18 protein-coding genes and 1 pseudogene are annotated in these 16,550 nt (G+C 68.7%); 10 read left to right on the forward strand and 9 right to left on the reverse strand.

The window, feature by feature from the left end; genetic code table 11:
• Positions 1 to 256 (forward strand): annotated as a pseudogene (locus HPO96_RS36620) (sugar ABC transporter substrate-binding protein); the annotation flags it as partial.
• A 58-nt stretch (positions 257 to 314) separates the two neighbouring features.
• Positions 315 to 1,289 (forward strand): ArsR family transcriptional regulator, encoded by a 975-nt coding sequence (locus HPO96_RS39835; protein ID WP_171679082.1) that lies wholly within the window; start codon positions 315 to 317, stop codon positions 1,287 to 1,289.
• Here the strand turns inward: HPO96_RS39835 and HPO96_RS36630 are convergent.
• Genes HPO96_RS36630 through HPO96_RS36640 form a run of 3 tightly spaced genes read right to left on the reverse strand, consistent with a single transcriptional unit; the run spans position 1,286 to position 2,870 of the window.
• Positions 1,286 to 1,759 carry a TspO/MBR family protein gene (locus tag HPO96_RS36630; RefSeq protein WP_171679083.1) on the reverse strand — a complete coding sequence of 158 codons (474 nt, stop codon included), beginning with the start codon at positions 1,757 to 1,759 and terminating at the stop codon, positions 1,286 to 1,288. The genes HPO96_RS39835 and HPO96_RS36630 overlap by 4 nt on opposite strands.
• Positions 1,756 to 2,625 carry an alpha/beta fold hydrolase gene (locus tag HPO96_RS36635; RefSeq protein ID WP_171679084.1) on the reverse strand — a complete coding sequence of 290 codons (870 nt, stop codon included), beginning with the start codon at positions 2,623 to 2,625 and terminating at the stop codon, positions 1,756 to 1,758. The genes HPO96_RS36630 and HPO96_RS36635 overlap by 4 nt, the downstream gene beginning before the upstream one ends.
• Positions 2,626 to 2,675: 50 nt before the next feature.
• Positions 2,676 to 2,870, reverse strand: coding sequence for a hypothetical protein (locus HPO96_RS36640; RefSeq protein WP_171679085.1), 195 nt, complete (start codon positions 2,868 to 2,870; stop codon positions 2,676 to 2,678).
• 84 nt (positions 2,871 to 2,954) lie between these two features.
• Between HPO96_RS36640 and HPO96_RS36645 the strand changes: the two genes are divergently transcribed.
• The 3 genes from HPO96_RS36645 to HPO96_RS36655 all read left to right on the forward strand — a co-directional run bounded on the left by HPO96_RS36645 (position 2,955) and on the right by HPO96_RS36655 (position 4,318).
• A complete protein-coding gene (locus HPO96_RS36645) occupies positions 2,955 to 3,563 on the forward strand; it encodes a flavodoxin family protein (protein WP_171679086.1) in 609 nt (202 codons plus the stop codon).
• A 10-nt stretch (positions 3,564 to 3,573) separates the two neighbouring features.
• On the forward strand, positions 3,574 to 4,095 hold the full coding sequence (locus tag HPO96_RS36650; RefSeq protein WP_171679087.1) for a type 1 glutamine amidotransferase domain-containing protein: 522 nt from the start codon (positions 3,574 to 3,576) through the stop codon (positions 4,093 to 4,095).
• 79 nt (positions 4,096 to 4,174) lie between these two features.
• The gene (locus tag HPO96_RS36655; RefSeq protein WP_171679088.1) at positions 4,175 to 4,318 is read left to right on the forward strand and encodes a GPGG-motif small membrane protein; all 144 of its coding nucleotides are present in this window, start codon (positions 4,175 to 4,177) and stop codon (positions 4,316 to 4,318) included.
• Positions 4,319 to 4,376: 58 nt separating this feature from the next.
• Here the strand turns inward: HPO96_RS36655 and HPO96_RS36660 are convergent, their stop codons facing one another.
• On the reverse strand, positions 4,377 to 5,063 hold the full coding sequence (locus tag HPO96_RS36660; RefSeq protein WP_171679089.1) for a GAF and ANTAR domain-containing protein: 687 nt from the start codon (positions 5,061 to 5,063) through the stop codon (positions 4,377 to 4,379).
• Positions 5,064 to 5,264: 201 nt separating this feature from the next.
• Here HPO96_RS36660 and HPO96_RS38840 point away from each other — a divergent pair, with 201 nt between their 5' ends.
• From HPO96_RS38840 to HPO96_RS36680, 3 genes are all read left to right on the forward strand, one after another.
• On the forward strand, positions 5,265 to 7,187 hold the full coding sequence (locus HPO96_RS38840) for a glycosyl hydrolase family 8 (RefSeq protein WP_238355924.1): 1,923 nt from the start codon (positions 5,265 to 5,267) through the stop codon (positions 7,185 to 7,187).
• Between the two features lie 111 nt (positions 7,188 to 7,298).
• Positions 7,299 to 8,303: a 1-aminocyclopropane-1-carboxylate deaminase gene (locus HPO96_RS36675; protein ID WP_171679090.1), complete on the forward strand. Its 1,005-nt coding sequence runs from the start codon at positions 7,299 to 7,301 to the stop codon at positions 8,301 to 8,303.
• 15 nt (positions 8,304 to 8,318) lie between these two features.
• A complete protein-coding gene (locus tag HPO96_RS36680; RefSeq protein WP_171679091.1) occupies positions 8,319 to 8,975 on the forward strand; it encodes a GntR family transcriptional regulator in 657 nt (218 codons plus the stop codon).
• Here HPO96_RS36680 and HPO96_RS36685 read toward each other — a convergent pair whose 3' ends face one another.
• The 4 genes from HPO96_RS36685 to HPO96_RS36700 are packed head-to-tail and all read right to left on the reverse strand — an operon-like array spanning position 8,976 to position 12,500.
• Positions 8,976 to 9,815: a carbohydrate ABC transporter permease gene (locus tag HPO96_RS36685; RefSeq protein WP_171679092.1), complete on the reverse strand. Its 840-nt coding sequence runs from the start codon at positions 9,813 to 9,815 to the stop codon at positions 8,976 to 8,978.
• Positions 9,805 to 10,683 (reverse strand): carbohydrate ABC transporter permease, encoded by an 879-nt coding sequence (locus tag HPO96_RS36690; protein WP_171679093.1) that lies wholly within the window; start codon positions 10,681 to 10,683, stop codon positions 9,805 to 9,807. Before HPO96_RS36690 ends, HPO96_RS36685 begins: the two co-directional genes overlap by 11 nt.
• Position 10,684: 1 nt before the next feature.
• Positions 10,685 to 12,025 (reverse strand): ABC transporter substrate-binding protein, encoded by a 1,341-nt coding sequence (locus tag HPO96_RS36695; protein ID WP_171679094.1) that lies wholly within the window; start codon positions 12,023 to 12,025, stop codon positions 10,685 to 10,687.
• Positions 12,026 to 12,083: 58 nt separating this feature from the next.
• Positions 12,084 to 12,500: a RidA family protein gene (locus HPO96_RS36700; protein ID WP_171679095.1), complete on the reverse strand. Its 417-nt coding sequence runs from the start codon at positions 12,498 to 12,500 to the stop codon at positions 12,084 to 12,086.
• Between the two features lie 78 nt (positions 12,501 to 12,578).
• Here HPO96_RS36700 and hisD point away from each other — a divergent pair, with 78 nt between their 5' ends.
• Positions 12,579 to 13,859, forward strand: coding sequence for a histidinol dehydrogenase (gene hisD, locus HPO96_RS36705; RefSeq protein ID WP_171679096.1), 1,281 nt, complete (start codon positions 12,579 to 12,581; stop codon positions 13,857 to 13,859).
• On the opposite strand, the gene HPO96_RS36710 is transcribed toward hisD, so the two are convergent.
• Positions 13,830 to 14,609, reverse strand: coding sequence for an IclR family transcriptional regulator (locus HPO96_RS36710; protein WP_171679097.1), 780 nt, complete (start codon positions 14,607 to 14,609; stop codon positions 13,830 to 13,832). The genes hisD and HPO96_RS36710 overlap by 30 nt on opposite strands.
• A gap of 150 nt (positions 14,610 to 14,759) precedes the next feature.
• On the opposite strand from HPO96_RS36710, the gene HPO96_RS36715 reads away from it, so the two are divergent.
• Positions 14,760 to 16,532: a family 43 glycosylhydrolase gene (locus HPO96_RS36715; RefSeq protein ID WP_171679098.1), complete on the forward strand. Its 1,773-nt coding sequence runs from the start codon at positions 14,760 to 14,762 to the stop codon at positions 16,530 to 16,532.
• The last annotated feature ends 18 nt before the right edge of the window (positions 16,533 to 16,550 follow it).

Genomic DNA, 16,550 nt, shown 5'->3' on the forward strand with positions numbered 1-16,550 from the left:
CTTCTTTGTGGTCGGCGGCGCGGGGTCGGCGAATGTGATGCGTGAGATCAAGGCCGACAACACGCTGATCAAGGCGACCGTCATCTACCCGTCGACCCAGGGTGCGGACGGCGTCCGGCTGGCTCGGCTGTTGGTGCAGAAGAAGGCCCTGACCGACCTGGTGGAGGTCGAGGTCCCGCGCACCGTCCAGCTGTACGCGCCGGTCGTCACCAAGGAGAACGTCGACCAGTACCTGCCCACGGCGTTCGAGAGCTGACCGCCGGGGTGGCCCTGGGCCGGGTGATGATGGGGGCTCCGGTTGGGAGGGGGCTCGGGTGCAGATCAGCTTCAACGCCGACGATCTCAGTCACGTGCGGCTGAGTTCGGCCGGTCCGGTGGTCGAGTCCGCGCTGGCCGCCACGATCCTGCAGGTCCCGGGCTGCGCCGGCTCGGAACGGTGGCAGGGTCGCTGGCGGCGGACGGTCGCGCCCCGAGTCGCTCAGGACGGGCTGGTTCGGCGGTTGCTGGAGGTCTGCCGGCCGCCGGCCCACGTTCTGGATCTGTGCCTGCCGACTGCGGGCGCCGGGAGTCTGGACGAAGGGCTGGACCGGCTGGCCTCGTTGGGGCCGGACTACTACCTGACCGAGTTGGAGGCGCTGGAGTCCCCGGCGTACCGGCGTCCGGTGCCGCGCTGGACCGAGGAGCTGGTCACCCGCGACAAGCGAGCCCGGCGCGGGCTGGTCCGGGCGGTGCAGACGATGTACGAGCAGACGCTGGACGGCGCGATCGCGGCGTCCAGCGAGGCGGCGGCCCGCCGATTCGTCGACGACCGCGTGCGGGAGCTCCTGAGCGGCGGCATCGGCCAGATGCTCGGCAACCTGCACCCGACCATTCGCTGGGCGACGCCGGTCCTCACCATCGATCTCCCGGGCACCGAGGCGACGCACTACCCGGCCGGCCACGGCGGCTTCGTGATCGCGCCGTCCATCTTCGCGACCCGCGTGATGTTCTTCCTGGACACGAAATTCGAGCGCCCCGATCTGCTCGTCGTCCCGATCGCGCCGCTCCCCGACCAGCACGAACCCCAGCTCGACCGCCTGCTCGGCGCGAACCGGGCGGCCGTCCTGGCCCTGTTGGCTCAAGGCCCGTTGTGTACGACCGATATCGCCACTCGCGCGGGCCTCTCCCCTGCCGCCGCCAGCGACCATGCCCGCGTCCTGCGCGAGGCCGGCCTGCTCACCACCGACCGCTCCCGCCGGGCCACTCACACCATCACCCCGACCGGGGCTGCCCTTCTTGGGCGGCCCTAGCGGTTCATCGCCCAGATGGCCGCGTTCAGCGCGGTGGCGAACGTCGTCCAGAGCCAGTAGGGGAGCAGGAGCCAGGCGGCCGCGGGGCGGACCAGGCGAAATGCCCAGATCGTCGTACCGATCGCGAGCCAGAGCAGGACGATGTCGACCAGAGCCGTTCCGCGGAGGCCGGCGCCGAAGAAGAGCGGCGTCCACAACGCGTTCAGCACTAGCTGGACGCCGTACGGAACGAGCTGCCAGCTCCAGCCGGTACGCCGCCAGACGAGCCAGCCGCTGACGGCGATCGTCACGTAGAGGACCGTCCAGACCGGGCCGAACAGCCAGCTCGGCGGCGCCCATGCGGGCTGTTCGAGGCCGGCGTACTGCGAGCTGGTGTCGGTGACGGCAAGGACGCCGATCAGCGCGGCGGTCGCGGCGGCCGCGCCGAAGCCGGCGCCGACGGCGAGTGGACGGACTGCGTGCGTGGTCATGCGATACCAGTACCCACTGTGCGGAGGAAGGGGCGGATGAGGGCGATGGCTTCGTCAAGGTGGGATTCGAGCAGCCAGTGGCCGGCGTCCTCGAACAGGTGCAGCTCGGCCTGGGGGAGGTCGGTCAGGTAGGCGCGGGCCGCTTCGGCCGGCATGTAGCCGTCCTGCGGTCCCCAGATGATGAGTGCCGGCGGCTGGTACTTGCGGAGGTAGGCCTGGTACTCCGGGTAGCGGCGGACGCTGTCGGCGATCTCGAGGAAGAAGCCGGTCATGATGTCGCGATTCGGCTCCATCAGCGGCCAGGCGAGCTCCCAGATATCCGGGCTGATCCGTTCGGCAGTCTCCGGCGGAACCTCCCCGACCACCTCCTCACGCAGCCCCTCCGCGCTGACGGCGTCCGCGAGTACAGCCATCCGCTCCGGCGCCGGATCAGCCCAGTACGCCTTCAATCCCGCGTACTTCGGCCCCAGCGTCTCCTCGTACGCATCCCCGTTCTGGATGATCAACCCCGCAACCCGCTCCGGATCCCGCAACGCCAACTGAAACCCGACCTGCGACCCGTAGTCGAACAGGTACAGCACGAACCGCACTACCCCGAGCTGCTCCAGGAACCCCTCGACCAGCTCGGCGTAACCCCCGAAGCTGTAATCGAACCCCTCCGGCGCCGCGCTGTACCCGAACCCCGGAAAGTCCGGCGCCAGCACCCGCCACCCGTCGGCCGGCGCCGGCATCAACCCCCGAAACTGGAACGACGACGACGGATACCCATGGAGCAACAACAACACCGGCCCATCAGCCGGCCCCGCCTCCCGATAGAACACCTCAACCCCGTCGACCTCCACGGTCCGATGTACGACGTGCGGCATCGTCAGCTCCTCTGCTCGATGCCCGCGCAGTACCCCTTTTCCGGCCCTTCTCACCCCAACTCGTCGATGGGCATCGGGCAGGTCGGCTCGGTGGCGGCGTCGGCCAGGTCGTAGGCGACCAGGGGGCAGCGCAGGCAGTACAGCAGGCCGTCGATGGGGTTGGTGACCAGCTCGTGCTCGGTGGCGCGAGCGACCATGGATCCGTCGTGCACATCTGCGTGGTTCCCCGGCGGAATCGGTTTCATGCGGTGTCTGGGGCGGAGAGCGGTGGGTACCGGTCGGCGCGCAGGCGTGGCCGACGGTGTTGCGCCGGAACGGGAGTTGTTCCGATGTCGTCACTTCACGCGCTGGTGCTGAGCTGTTCGCTGAAAAAGTCACCGGCGAAATCGAGTTCGGAGTTGATTGGGCGGCAGTTGCTGACCGCCCTCGCCGATCATGACGTGACCGGTGAGCTGGTCCGCGTGGTCGATCACGACGTCCGGTTCGGCGTCAGCGTCGACGAGGGGGACGGCGACGAGTGGCCGGCGGTGCGGAAGAAGGTGCTGGCCGCGGACATCCTGATCATCGCGACCCCGATCTGGATGGGGCAGCCGGCCAGCGTCTGCAAACTGGTCCTCGAACGGCTGGACGCCGAGCTGTCCGAGAAGGACGCCGAGGGCCGGCCGCTCGTCTACGGCAAGGTCGCCCTGGTCGGCGTCGTCGGCAACGAGGACGGCGCGCACCACGTCACCGCTGAGGTCTTCCAGGCGCTCAACGACGTCGGATTCACCCTCCCGGCCGCCGGCGCGACGTACTGGGTGGGGGAGGCGATGGGCTCGGTCGACTACAACGAATCCGGCCCCAAGCCCGACACCACCGGCACCACCACGAAGACAGCTGCCGCGAACGCCGCTCACCTGGCCCGCGCCCTGCACGGCAACAACTACCCCGCGAGCTGAGGAGAAGCTGATGAGCAAGATCGCCTTTCTGGTCGCCGCCGAAGGAATCGAGCGGGTCGAACTCGCCGACCCGTGGCAGGCCGTCAAGGACGCCGGGCACGAGCCCGTGGTGCTCAGCCCGGACAGCGGCGAGGTCCAGACCTTCGACCACCTCACCGCGGCCGACAAGTGGCCCGTCGACCATCCGGTCGCCGACGTCGCGGTCGGCGACTTCGCCGCACTCGTCCTGCCCGGCGGCGTCGCGAACCCGGACGCGTTACGCCGCGACGAGCAAGCCGTTGCCTTCGTCAAGGATTTCGTCGCCTCCGGCAAACCGGTGGCCGCGATCTGTCACGCGCCCTGGACGCTGATCGAGGCGGACGCCGTCCGCGGCCGCACGCTGACCTCGTGGCCGAGCCTGCAGACCGATCTCCGCAACGCCGGCGCAACCTGGGTCGACCAGCAGGTCGCCGTCGACGGCAACCTGATCACCAGCCGCAACCCCGACGACCTCCCGGCCTTTTCCGAAACCCTCCTGAAAGCCCTCGCCTGACGCATGGCCCCGGGTACCGGATCGCTGGTTCCACGGGGGCTCGGCAGAGGGTCTGCCGGCATCAGCGAAAGGACGCACCATGGAGTTCCTGCTCTGGATCATCGCCGCGATTCTCGTGATCTCCGGCATCGTGTCGATCGTCCGCGGCGCCCTGCTGTGGGGCGTCGTCCTGATCGTCGTCGGCCTTCTCGTCGGCCCCGGCGGCGTCAGCATCTTCACCTGATCACCCCGCCGCCGGGCGCGCCCAACCAGCGCCCCGGCGGCATTCCGTCCCGGGACCGCTACTTGGTCCGACTGGTTGCGTTTGCCTCGGTGACGAGTTCGTCGGCGAGTTTGCGGAGTTTGATGTTGCGGGTTTGGGAGAGGCGGGCCAGGAAGGCGAAGGCGCGTTGGTGGTTGAGGTTGTAGCGCTCCATGAGGATGCCGACGGCCTGGCCGATCAGGCCGCGGGTCTGGAGGGATTCGGTGAGGTTGCCGACCTGGTGGGCGTAGGCGATGGCGACGGCGGACTGGTGGCTGAAGAGAGGGCCGATCGAGGCCAGGTCGTCGAAGGCGCCGACGGTTGTCGAGTAGAGGTTCAAGGCGCCTTGGGACTTCGGGGCGTCGAAGAGGCGGAGGCCGGCCTGGGCGCGGATGCCGGCGGCGACGGCGATGGCGGCGTACTTGGGGAAGCGCTGGTCGACGGCCAGGTCGGGGCTGATGATGTGCTGCCCGTCGGTTGCGGCGTCATAGCAGGGGCCTTCGCGTAGCTCGTACTGGGCCATGTCGAGGGGGAGCAGCAGCTGGTCGGTCGGGGCTTCGGTTTCGACCCGGCCGTCCTGATGTTTGACGGTGATGCTGGCGTAATCGACCTGGGGCAGGACTTCGACCGCGGCCGCGGTGATCCGGCCGAGGGTGTGGTCCAGATCGCCGGGAGTGAGTGATTTGGCCAGTAAGCCGGCTGCTTCGAGTAAGCGCACGTCGTCCATCTCCGGCCGGTACCCGCGGGCCGCGCGCGCAGTCGTTGTTCAAACGCATGATCGCCGAATTTCCGCGGGATGCTCCGAAATTCGGCCGGGTTCGAGGTCTTGCGCTCCGGCGGTTCGGGTCCTACCTTCGGCTAACCAATAGGAAAGTTTCCTAACGGTTGTTGTCGCTCCTTCCCCTTCACCGCCCGGAGGACACTGCTGATGTCTTTACTGTTGCGTGGGGTGACCGCTGCCGCGGTCGTCGCCTCGGTTCTGGTTGTTCCCCTGTCCGCCCAGGCCGCGGACCCGCTGCTGTCACAGGGCAGACCCGCGACCGCGTCGTCCGTCGAGGACAGCACCTTCCCGGCAAGCCTGGCCGTCGACGGCAACTCGGCCACGCGCTGGGCCAGCGTCGAGGGCCATGATCCCGAGTGGATCCAGGTCGACCTCGGCAGCACCGCCAACATCTCCCGGGTCAGGCTGAACTGGGAGGCCGCCTACGGCAAGTCGTACCGGATCGAGACGTCGGCGACCGGCTCGGCGCCGTGGACGCAGATCTACTCCACCACGACCGGCAACGGCGCGATCGACGATCTGACCGTGACCGGCAGCGGCCGCTACGTCCGTCTCACCGGCACCGCGCGCGGGACGACGTACGGCTACTCGCTGTGGGATCTCGAGGTCTACGGAACCACGAGCGGCGGTGGTGACACCATGCCGCCGAGTACGCCGGGCAGTCTGGTCAGCACCGGTACGACGTCCAGCAGCGTGTCCCTGAGCTGGAACGCGTCGTCCGACAATGTCGGTGTCACCGGTTACGTGATCTCCCGCAACGGCGCCGAGATCGCCACCAGCACCGGTACGACGTACACCGACACCGGCCGGACGGCGTCGACCAGCTACACCTACACGGTCAAGGCCCGTGATGCCGCGGGCAACCTTTCCGCGGCGAGCAACGCGGTCACCGCGACCACCCAGTCCGGTGGCGGTAGCGGACCGGCCGTTCCGTTCGGCAGTCACCAGTTCCCGTACGTCGCGGGCACGCTCAAGCCGTCGGGCAGTCAGGCCGCGCTCGACCAGAAGGTCATCGACTACTACCAGCAGTGGAAGTCCGCGTTCGTTCGGCAGAACTGCGGCAACGGCTGGTACCAGATCATCTCGCCGGACGCCGACCACCCGTACGTCGCCGAGGCTCAGGGCTACGGAATGGTCATCACGGCGACGATGGCCGGCGCCGACCCACAGGCCAAGACGATCTTCGACGGCCTGGTCAAGTACATGATCGCGCACCCTTCGGTGAACAACGCGGACCTGCTGGCGGCCGAGCAGAACACCTCCTGCCAGAGCGTGAACGGCTCGGACAGCGCAACCGACGGTGACATGGATGTCGCCTACGGCCTGCTGCTCGCCGACAGGCAGTGGGGGAGCGCCGGCACCTACAACTACAAGCAGCTCGCGATCAAGCACATCAACGCGATCCGGGCCAGCGAGGTCAACCCGAGCACCAACCTGCTCAAGCTCGGCGACTGGAGCAGCTCCGGCGACCAGTACTACTACATCTCCCGGACGTCGGACTGGATGGCCGATCACTTCCGCGCCTTCAAGGCGGCCACGGGGAACGCCATCTGGGACACCATTCGGACCGCGCACCAGAACGTGATCAGCTCGCTGCAGGCGAACTACGCGTCGAGCACCGGGCTCCTGCCGGACTTCGTCATCAACACCAACTCCAGCCCGAAGCCGGCCGGCGGTCAGGTTCTGGAGTCCCCGAACGACGGTCGCTTCTACTGGAACGCCTGTCGTGACCCGTGGCGGATCGGCGCCGACGCGGTGACCAGCGGAGACGCCACCTCGCTGGCCGCGGCTCGCAAACTGAACAGCTGGGTCAAGTCCAAGACCGGCGGCAACCCGAACAACATCGCCATCGGTTACCAGCTGAACGGCACGCAGATCAGCAGTGGCAGCAGCGCCGCGTACTTCGCGCCGTTCGCTGTGGCTGCCATGACGGACTCCGGCAGCCAGGCCTGGCTCGACGCGCTGTGGAACAAGATGCTGGCAACGCCGGTCGACACCAGCAGCTACTACGCGGCGAGTATCCAGCTCCAGGTGATGATCACCGCGACGCACAACCACTGGGTGCCCTGATCGGCCAACCCTCCAGCGCGGCCGGGCCACCACGCCCGGCCGCGCTGGCTTGTCTCGGCTTCGTGCTCTAACATCCAATATATTGCACATCGCCAATCTTTGGAGGCAACAGTGGCCCTGGACGACTTCGAGCGCTATCCGCTGCTGTTCGGCCCGAGCCCGATCCACCCGCTGGATCGGCTGAGCGCGCATCTCGGCGGCGCCCGGGTCTGGGCCAAGCGGGAGGACTGCAACAGCGGCCTGGCGTACGGCGGTAACAAGACCCGCAAGCTGGAGTACCTGATCCCGGAGGCGCTGGCCCAGGGCGCCGACACCTTGGTGACGATCGGCGGCGTCCAGTCGAACCACACCCGGCAGGTCGCGGCTGTCGCGGCCAAGGTCGGCCTGAAGGCGGTGCTGCTGCAGGAGAGCTGGGTGGACTGGCCGGACCCGGTGAACGACAAGGTCGGCAACATCTTGCTGAGCCGGATCATGGGCGCCGACGTCCGGCTGGTCAAGGCGGGTTTCGGGATCGGGTTCAAGGACAGCTGGCACCAGGCGCTCGACGAAGTCCGGGCCGGTGGCGGTACGCCGTACGCGATCCCGGCCGGGGCGTCGGACCACCGGCTCGGCGGGCTCGGCTTCGCGAACTGGGCCTACGAGGTGCAGCAGCAGGAGCGCGAACTCGGCGTCTTCTTCGACACGATCGTGGTCTGCAGCGTCACCGGCAGCACGCACGCCGGGATGATCGCCGGTTTCGCCGGGCAGGACCGCCCGCGGCGCGTGCTCGGTATCGACGCCTCGGCCAACCTGGCCGAGACCCACGCCCAGGTGGAGAAGATCGCCCGCTCGACGGCGGAGCTGATCGGCCTCGGCCGCGACCTGCGCCACGACGAGATCACCGTCTACGAGGGCTGGGCCGGCGACCTGTACGGCGTACCGGTGCAGTCGACGCTGGACGCGATCGAACTCACCGGGCGGCTGGAGGGGATGATCATCGACCCGGTCTACGAGGGGAAGTCGATGGCCGGGCTGATCGACCTCGTCCGCAGCGGCGAGATCGGCAAGGAGTCGAACGTGCTCTACGCACATCTCGGCGGCCAGCCCGCGTTGAACGCCTACAGCGGGCTCTTCTGATCGGATAATGACCCCATGCCGGTGCCGAAGGAACGCGTCGTGGTCCCCCGCTCGCTGTTGCGTGAGGACGCGTACCGCGCGCTGCGCGACGCGATCGTGAAAGGCGATTTCCTGCCGGGGGAGCGGCTCAACGACGTCGACCTCGCCGACTGGCTCGGCGTCAGCCGGACGCCGGTCCGCGAGGCGCTTGCCCGGCTCGAGCAGGCGGGCCTGGTGCAGACCAAGCCGGGCCGCTACACGATGGTCAGCCCGTTGGAGGCCCGTGGCCTGCGCGACGCGCAGACGGTGACCGCGGCCATGCATGAGCTCGCCGTCCGGGAGGCCGTTCCGCAGCTGACCGAGGCCGATCTGGACGAGATGCGCGCGGCGAACGAACGGTTCGCCGCGGCTCTCGACACCGCGGATGTCGACGCCGCCCTGCACGGGGACGACGACTTCCACGCCGTCCCGGTGCGCGTCAGCGCGAACGCCGCGGTCGCCGCCGTCCTCGATCAGTACACGCCGGTGCTGCGCCGGCTGGAGCGGTTGCGGTTCAGCTCGCTGAACGGCCGCGAGTCGGTGGCGCAGCACCAGCTGATCATCGACCACTGCGCGGCCGGCGACGCGACCGCCGCCGCCGAGGCCGCGCGGTCCAACTGGCTCACGCTCGTCCCGCTGCTGGACACGCTCTGATCAGCCCTTGAGCGCGCCCGCGGTCAGGCCCTTCGTCACCTGCTTCTGGAGCAGGGCGAAGACGATCAGCACCGGCAGCGCGGTGATGATCATGCCTGCGAACAGCGTGACCCAGTTGGTGCCGTAGTCCGCCGCCTGGCCGAGCTGGAACAGGCCGAGCGGCAGGGTCATCTTCGACGGGCTGTGGATCAGCACGAGCGCGTAGAAGAACTCGTTCCAGTTGTTCAGGAAGCTGATGATCGTCACCGACGCCAGGCCGGGCCCGAGCAGCGGCAGGATCACCCGGACGAAGGTGACGGTCGGGCCCGCGCCGTCCATCGCGGCCGCCTCCTCCAGCTCCCGGGGCAGCGTGCGCAGGAAGCCGGTCAGCACGAAGATGTTGAACGGCAGGTTGTACGTCGCGTAGACCAGCACCAGCCCGATCCGGGTGTCCAGCAGCCCGAAGTCCTGCAGCGTCAGGTAGAGCGGGATGAAGGTGACCATCCACGGCACCATCAGGCCCATCAGGAAGATCGCCAGCACGGCGCCGTTCGCCCGGAACGGGATCCGCGCGATCGGGTACGCCGCGAATGCCGACACCACGACGCCGAGGACGGTCGCGCTGATGCTGACGACGACGCTGTTGCCGAAGTAGGCGCCGACGTCGGCGTTCGTCCAGGCGTTCAGGTAGTTCTCGAAGTGGAAGTCCTCGGCGATGGTCCAGGGCCGGGTGCCGAGGAACTCCTGGTTCGTCTTCAGCGACACGTTCAGCACCCAGGCGAACGCGGCCGCCGCCGAGAAGGCGATGGTCCCCAGGACCAGGTAGATCAACAGGTGGTGCCGCCGGCCGTCAGTACTCAAGATCGTCTCGTTTCAGCACCTTGTTGAGGATCGCCGTGACGGCGAGCAGGATCGCGACCAGGACGACGCCCATCGCCGCGGCGTACCCGAATTCGGTCTGGTCGATCGCGATCCGGTACATCAGCGTGCCGACCACCTCGGTCGAGCCGAACGGCCCGCCGCCGGTCATGATGTAGACGAACGCGAACGCCTGCATGCTCTGCACGATCCACAGCACCAGCAGGATCCGGAGCAGGTCGTACAGCAGCGGCATCATCACCGACCAGAACAGCCGCCACTCGCCGGCGCCGTCCACCCGGCCGGCCTCGAGGACGTCGCGGGGGAGCCGCTCGAACCCGGCCGACAGCAGCACGACCCAGATCCCGATCCCTTGCCAGACCGTGGTGAAGGCGACCGCCGGGAGCGCGGTCAGCGGGTCGCCCAGCCATTCGCGCGCCATCCCGCCGAGGCCGACCTCGGCCATCGCCGGGCTGATCAGGCCGAGTGTCGGGTGGTAGATGAACTTCCACATCAGCGCGACGACCGCTGCCGAGAGCACCACCGGCGCGAAGATCACGAACCGGAAGAACTTCTCACCGCGGATCGGCTGGTTCAGCGCCCAGGCGATCGCCACCGCGGGCGGGAACAGCAGGCACCCGCCGATGAAGGTGAACGCGAACGTGTTCTTCAGCGCCGTCCGGTACTCCGGGTCCGTCAGCAGCGCCGTGTAGTTGGCGCCGCCGACGAACCGGGAGTTGCCGGTGCGGGTCCAGTCCGACAGCGAGATGCCGACGGTGCGGACCAGCGGGTAGAGGAAGAACAGCGCCAGCAGGACGGCGGCGGGGAGCAGGAACGGGAGGATGATCCGCCGCTGGGCGAGCCGGTGCATCTCAGTTCTTGTGGACGCGTCGGAGCGCGGCGTCCAGCCGCTGCAGGGTCTGCTCGGCGTCTTGTTCGCCGAAGAGCAACCGGGCGATCTCGGCGTACACCGGCTTGCCGGCCTTGCTCTGCGACAACCCGTAGTCGCGCGGCTCGAGCGCCTCGGCCTGGGACAGCACCGCGTCGATCCCGGGGACGCCGGGCGGGCTCGGGACGCCGACGACCGCGGAGACCTCGCCGATCTCGGTGGCCCGCTTGGTCTGGGTCTCGACGCTGGTCAGCCGGTTGATCCAGTCCAGCGCGAGCGGGATGTCCGGGCTCTTCGCAGCGATCGACACGTTCTGCAGGGCCGCCATCACCGCGCCCTGGTCGCCGGCGCCGCCGGTCACCTTCGGGAACGCGAGCACGCCGAGCTCGAAACCCTTCGGGATCACGTCCTTCATCTCGCTGACCAGCCAGGAGCCCATCAGGATCATCCCGGCCTTGCCCTGGAAGAACTGCGCCTGCGCGGCGGTGAAGTCGGTGCCCTTGAAACCCTTGAGGAACGCGTTCTTGTCGCGCAGCTCCTGCAACATCTGCAGGCCCTTCAGGAAGCCCGGGTCCTCGGTGATGTGGCCCTTGCCCTCGGTCAGCACGCCGCGCGCCTTCTGGTAGCCGACCGTCCGCAGCCAGAGGTGGTCGCTCCACATCCCCATGTACGGCTCGAACAGGCCGGTCAGCGCGATCGGGTCGACCTGCTTGGCCGACAGCGCGCTCGACGCCGCGAGCAGCTCGTCCCAGGTCGTCGGCGGTTTGATGCCGAGATCCTTGAACAGCTTGGCGTTGTAGAACAGCACGTGCAGGGACAGCTCCGACGGCACCGCGTAGATCTTCTTGCTCTCCGGGTGCTCCATGAACTTGCGGACGGTCGGGCTGTAGCGATCCAGCCACGGCTTACCGCTGACTGGATCCGGCTGCTGCAGGTACGGCGTCAGGTCGACGAGCGCCTCGTCGTCGGCCCACTCACGCAGGTTGGGCACGGTGCCGTCGAACATGCCGTAGTCGACATCCGGCGGCGTGCCGGCCCGCCAGCGCTGCTCGATCCCGGGGCGGGCCTCGGTGTTCGCGAACGTCAGCGTGACGTCGGTCCCGGGGCGCTCCTGCTCGAGCCGGCCGCCGAGGTTCTCCAGGAACTTCAGCCCGGGTGTGCCCTTGGCCGACAGGACGCCGACCTCGAGCTGCCCGGGTTTGACCTCGTCCCGCCAGGAGGCGGCATCCGGGCCGTCGGCCGCGCCGGTGCCGCCGCCGCTACTGCAGCCGACGCCGAGCGTCAGCGTGAAGGCGGCCACCAGGGCCGCGCGCCGCATCCTCATCGACCTGTTCCATTCTTCGAAATATCGGATAAGCCTTCGGAAAATCGAATGATATGAGTCATTGGGGGCCCGGTGCAAGGGTTTGCGAACCCGGCCGGACGGCGACCGCCTCGATCTCGACCAGGATGGTCCCGAGGTGCGCCCCGGCGGTCAGCCGGGCCGGGTAGGGCGGCTGGAAGAACTCCGGGAAGACCGCGTCGTAGGCGTCCCAGTCGCGATCCGGATCCTCCAGGAACGCGGTGAGTTTGACGACGTCGGCCAGCGTCGCGCCGGCCTCGGCCAGCACCGCCTGCAGGTTGCGCAGCGTCTGCCGGGTCTGCTCGGCGACGTCGCCGGGCCCGACCAGGGCGCCGGTGGCCGGGTCGACCGGGCCGAAGCCGGCGGTGAAGATCAGGTCGCCCGCGATCCGGGCCTGCGCGTAGTGGCCGCGTGGTCGCGGAGCGTTCAGGGTGTCGACGTACTGGCTGGAAGTCATGGCGCGCACAGATCCCTCCGGTTATGGTTATTCGAGAATCTGAATTTATATCTGGTATTCCGAAAGATTGGAAGAGTCGTGGAGCTGCTGAAAGCGGGCTGGCCGGAGCGGGCCGAACGATCGGCGGAGGTGATCGAGACGGTCAGCCGGATCCTTTCCGAGGTCGAGCGGGAGGGGCTGCCGGCGATCCGCCGGTACTCCGAGCACCTCGATCGCTGGAACCCGGACTCGTTCATCGTGCCTGCGAGCCAGGTCAAAGCGGCCGCGGAGACCGTGGACGACGAGTTGGCCGCGCAGCTGGAGTTCGCGCGGACGCAGGTCGAGCGGTTCGCGCGCGCCCAGCGTGCAACGCTGACCGATCTCGAGGTCGAGACGCTGCCCGGTGTCGTCCTCGGGCACAAGCATCTGCCGATCAGCCGGGTCGGCTCGTACTCGCCCGGCGGTCGTTACCCGCTGATCGCGTCGTCGATCATGACCGTGACGGTGCCGAAGGTGGCCGGCGTCGACACGGTGATCGCGATGGCGCCGCCACGGGGCGGCAACGGTATCTACGGCCCGCAGCTGTACACGATGGATCTGGCCGGCGCCGATCTGATCGTCTGCCTGGGCGGCGTCCAGGCCTTCGCGGCGCTCGCGTTCGGCTTCGAGGATGTCGCTCCGGTCGATCTGGTGGTCGGCGCGGGGAACGCGTATGTCGCCGAGGCGAAACGGCAGCTGTTCGGGACGGTCGGGATCGACCTGCTCGCCGGTCCGACCGAGGTCGCCGTGATCGCCGACGAGACCGCCGACCCGCGCCTGGTCGCGGCCGATCTCCTGGGACAGGCCGAGCACGGCCCGAACAGCCCGGCGCTGCTGATCACGACGTCCCATGACTTCGGGGCGGCGGTGATCGCCGAGGTCGATCGCTGGCTGGAGGGCGACTGGCCGACGGCCGAGGTGGCCGGGGCCGCGTGGCGCGCGTACGGCACGGTGGTGGTCTGCGAGTCCCGTGAGGAGGTCGTCACGGTCTCCGACACCTATGCGGCGGAGCATCTGGAGATCCAGACGGCAGACGACGATTGGTACGCCGCGAGCCTGCGCAACTACGGCTCGCTGTTCATCGGCGCAGAGGCGACGGTCGCCTTCTCCGACAAGTCGATCGGCACCAACCACGTCCTGCCGACCGGCCGGGCCGGCCGCTACACCGGTGGCCTGTGGGTCGGCAAGTTCCTCAAGACCGTCACCTACCAGCGGCTGACCACGGCGGGCGCGGCCTCGATCGCGCCGTCCACCGCGGCGATCGCCGACGCCGAGCTGATGTTCGGTCACGCCCTCACGGCCCGTCTCCGCTCAGCTGACGGGGGCGCCCAGGCGTTGTGAGATCGTGCCGGCGAGTCGGCGTAACCCGATCTGCGCGGCATCCCGCTTCTTGCCGCGCAGATCCTTCGCGAACCCGGTCACGCCGACCGCGCCGGCCACCTGGTCCGTCCCGTCGAAGAACGGCGCCGCCAGACAAGCGATATCCGCCTGCTCCTCCTGATCCTCCACGGCGTACCCGCGCTTGCGGACCGTCAGCAACTCCTGCCGGAAGGCCGCCTCGGTGGCCTCCTGTGCCCGCGGCCCATGCCCCGAGCTCAGGTGCGCCAGGAGGGGCAGCAGCCCTTCTTCGGGCAGGTATGCCGCGATCGCCTTGCCGAGGGCGGTCAGGTTGTACGGGGCAACCTTCCCCGGGTAGGTGTCGAACTGGATGAACCCCGGCAGCGCTGCCTTCGCGACGTAGACCACCGATGTTCCGGTCAGCACGCCCAGATGCACCGGGAGGCTGAGCTGATCGGCGAGATCGCGCATCTCTTGCTGGGCGATCGTCGACAGGTCGACCTTCCGGACCAGCTGGGTGGCCAGCCCGTACAGGCGCAGAGTGGGACGCCAGAAGTGACTCCGGCCGACGATCCGCCGGGTCGCGTAGTCACGCAGCTCCAGGGTGTAGACGATCGCCGCGCAGGTCGCCAGCGGGATGTCGGCCTTCTTCGCCAGCGCCGTCAGGGTCAGCTCCTCCTCGGAGCCGACCAGCGTCTCCAGCACCGTCAAAGTCCTGGCGACCGCGGGCGAGGCGGTTCGTTCGCTGTCCATGATCGTTGTCCCTTCCCCGTGGGTGAGCCCTTGTCAGGGCCGCGCGGAGCGCTCTACGCTCACCTGATATACCGAAACTATATTCGAAATATCGAACAATCGCCACATTCCCGCCGTATCCGCCCGCCTGCGCGATCCGAGGAGCCTGCGATGTCTCGTCCCTTCCCCCGATACCGGCGGCTGCTGACGCTCGCCGTGGCCCTGACGCTGACGACAGCGGCGTACCAGCCCGGCGCGGCCGCGGTCGCCCCGCCTGTCCCCGAGGTGCCGAAGGTGATGATCAGCCAGGACTTCCCGGATCCGGACGTGCTGAAGGTCGGCGACACCTGGTACGCGTACTCGACGAACAACTCCCTGCACGTCCCGGTCGCAAGCGCGCCGACCATCGACGGGCCGTGGCGGATGCGCGGCGACGCGATGCCGCAGGGCTGGTCGGACGGCTGGTCCCGGTACGGCGCCACCTGGGCGCCCGACGTCGCCGCCAACGCCGACGGCTCGTTCACCCTGACCTACACCGCCCGGCACGTCGCCTCCAACCGGCAGTGCATCGGCGTCGCGCTGTCGAGCTCGCCGCTCGGGCCGTTCGTCCCGTACGGCGGCCAGCCGCTGATCTGTACGACGCAGTCCGGTGGCGCGATCGACGCCAACACGTTCGTCGCCGCGGACGGAACGCGCTGGCTGCTCTGGAAGAACGACGGGAACGCCGTCGGCCAATCCAGCACGCTGTGGGCCCAGCAGGCCGTCGACAACGGCGCCCGGCTGATCGGCACCCGGATCGCGATGCTGACCGCGCCTGCCGGTCAGGTGATCGAGGCGCCCGACATCGTCCAGCGTGACGGCCGGTTGACGCTCTTCTACTCCGGCGGCAGCTACGAAGGCTGTGGCTACGTCACGGCGTACGCGACCGCGACCTCGATGGCCGGACCGTGGACCCGCGCGGCGGCACCGTTCATGACGACCGGGAACACCGGCCTGTGCGGCCCCGGCGGCGCCGACGTCATCACCGAGGCCGACGGGCTGACCGGCGGCGACAAGGTGATGGTGCACGCCTGGGTGAACGGCGCCCGGCACCTGTTCTCGATCGATCTGACCTGGTCGAACGGCGCACCGGTCCAAGGCGGGCATCGAGCCGCTTCGCTGGACGGCAACGGCCGGGCCGACCTCGCCGTCGTCCGCCCGAACGGCGTCGTGGAGGCCTTCCAGAACTACAAGGGGTTCGCCCATCGCCCGTACAGCTCGCCGTTGCAGATCGCCGACGGCTTCACCGATCCCGCCCGGGTCCGGTTCGCCGATCTGAACGACGACGGCCGCAAGGAGATCATCGCGATCCAGCCGAACGGCGAGATCCACGCCTGGCTGAACTGGGGCGGCTTCCGGGTGAACCCGTTCGGGAACTCGGTCGTGATCGCCACCGGCTTCACTCAGCCCGACCGGGTCAAGTTCGCCGACCTGGACGACGACGGCCGCGCCGAGCTGATTCTGGTCACCGGTGATCAGTACGGCAACGTCCGCGCCTGGCACAACGACGGCGCGTTCTCGACCATGCCCTACGGCGACGACACGATCATCGCCGACGGTTTCACCGACCCGGCCCGGACCTTCTTCGCCGATATCGACGGCGACGGCCGGGACGAGATCGCCGCTGTCCAGGTCGGCGGCGAGGTGGTTGCCTGGCACAACGATCGAGGTTTCGCCCCGCGCCCGTACGGCGACTCGGTGCTGATCGCCGACGGGTTCACCGTTCCGGCCGAGGTCCGATTCATGGATCTCGACCACGACGGGCGCGACGAGATCGCCAGTATCGAGCCGAACGGCGAGATCTGGGCCTGGCACAACGACGAAGGATTCACCACCACTCCCTACGGCGACATGCTGCTGATCGCCGACGGCTTCCACGAGCCGGCCCGCGCCCTGTTCATCTGATCACCCACCCCTGAGGGA

It is taken from the genome of Kribbella sandramycini, from assembly GCF_013131805.1.
Classification (GTDB): domain Bacteria; phylum Actinomycetota; class Actinomycetes; order Propionibacteriales; family Kribbellaceae; genus Kribbella; species Kribbella sandramycini.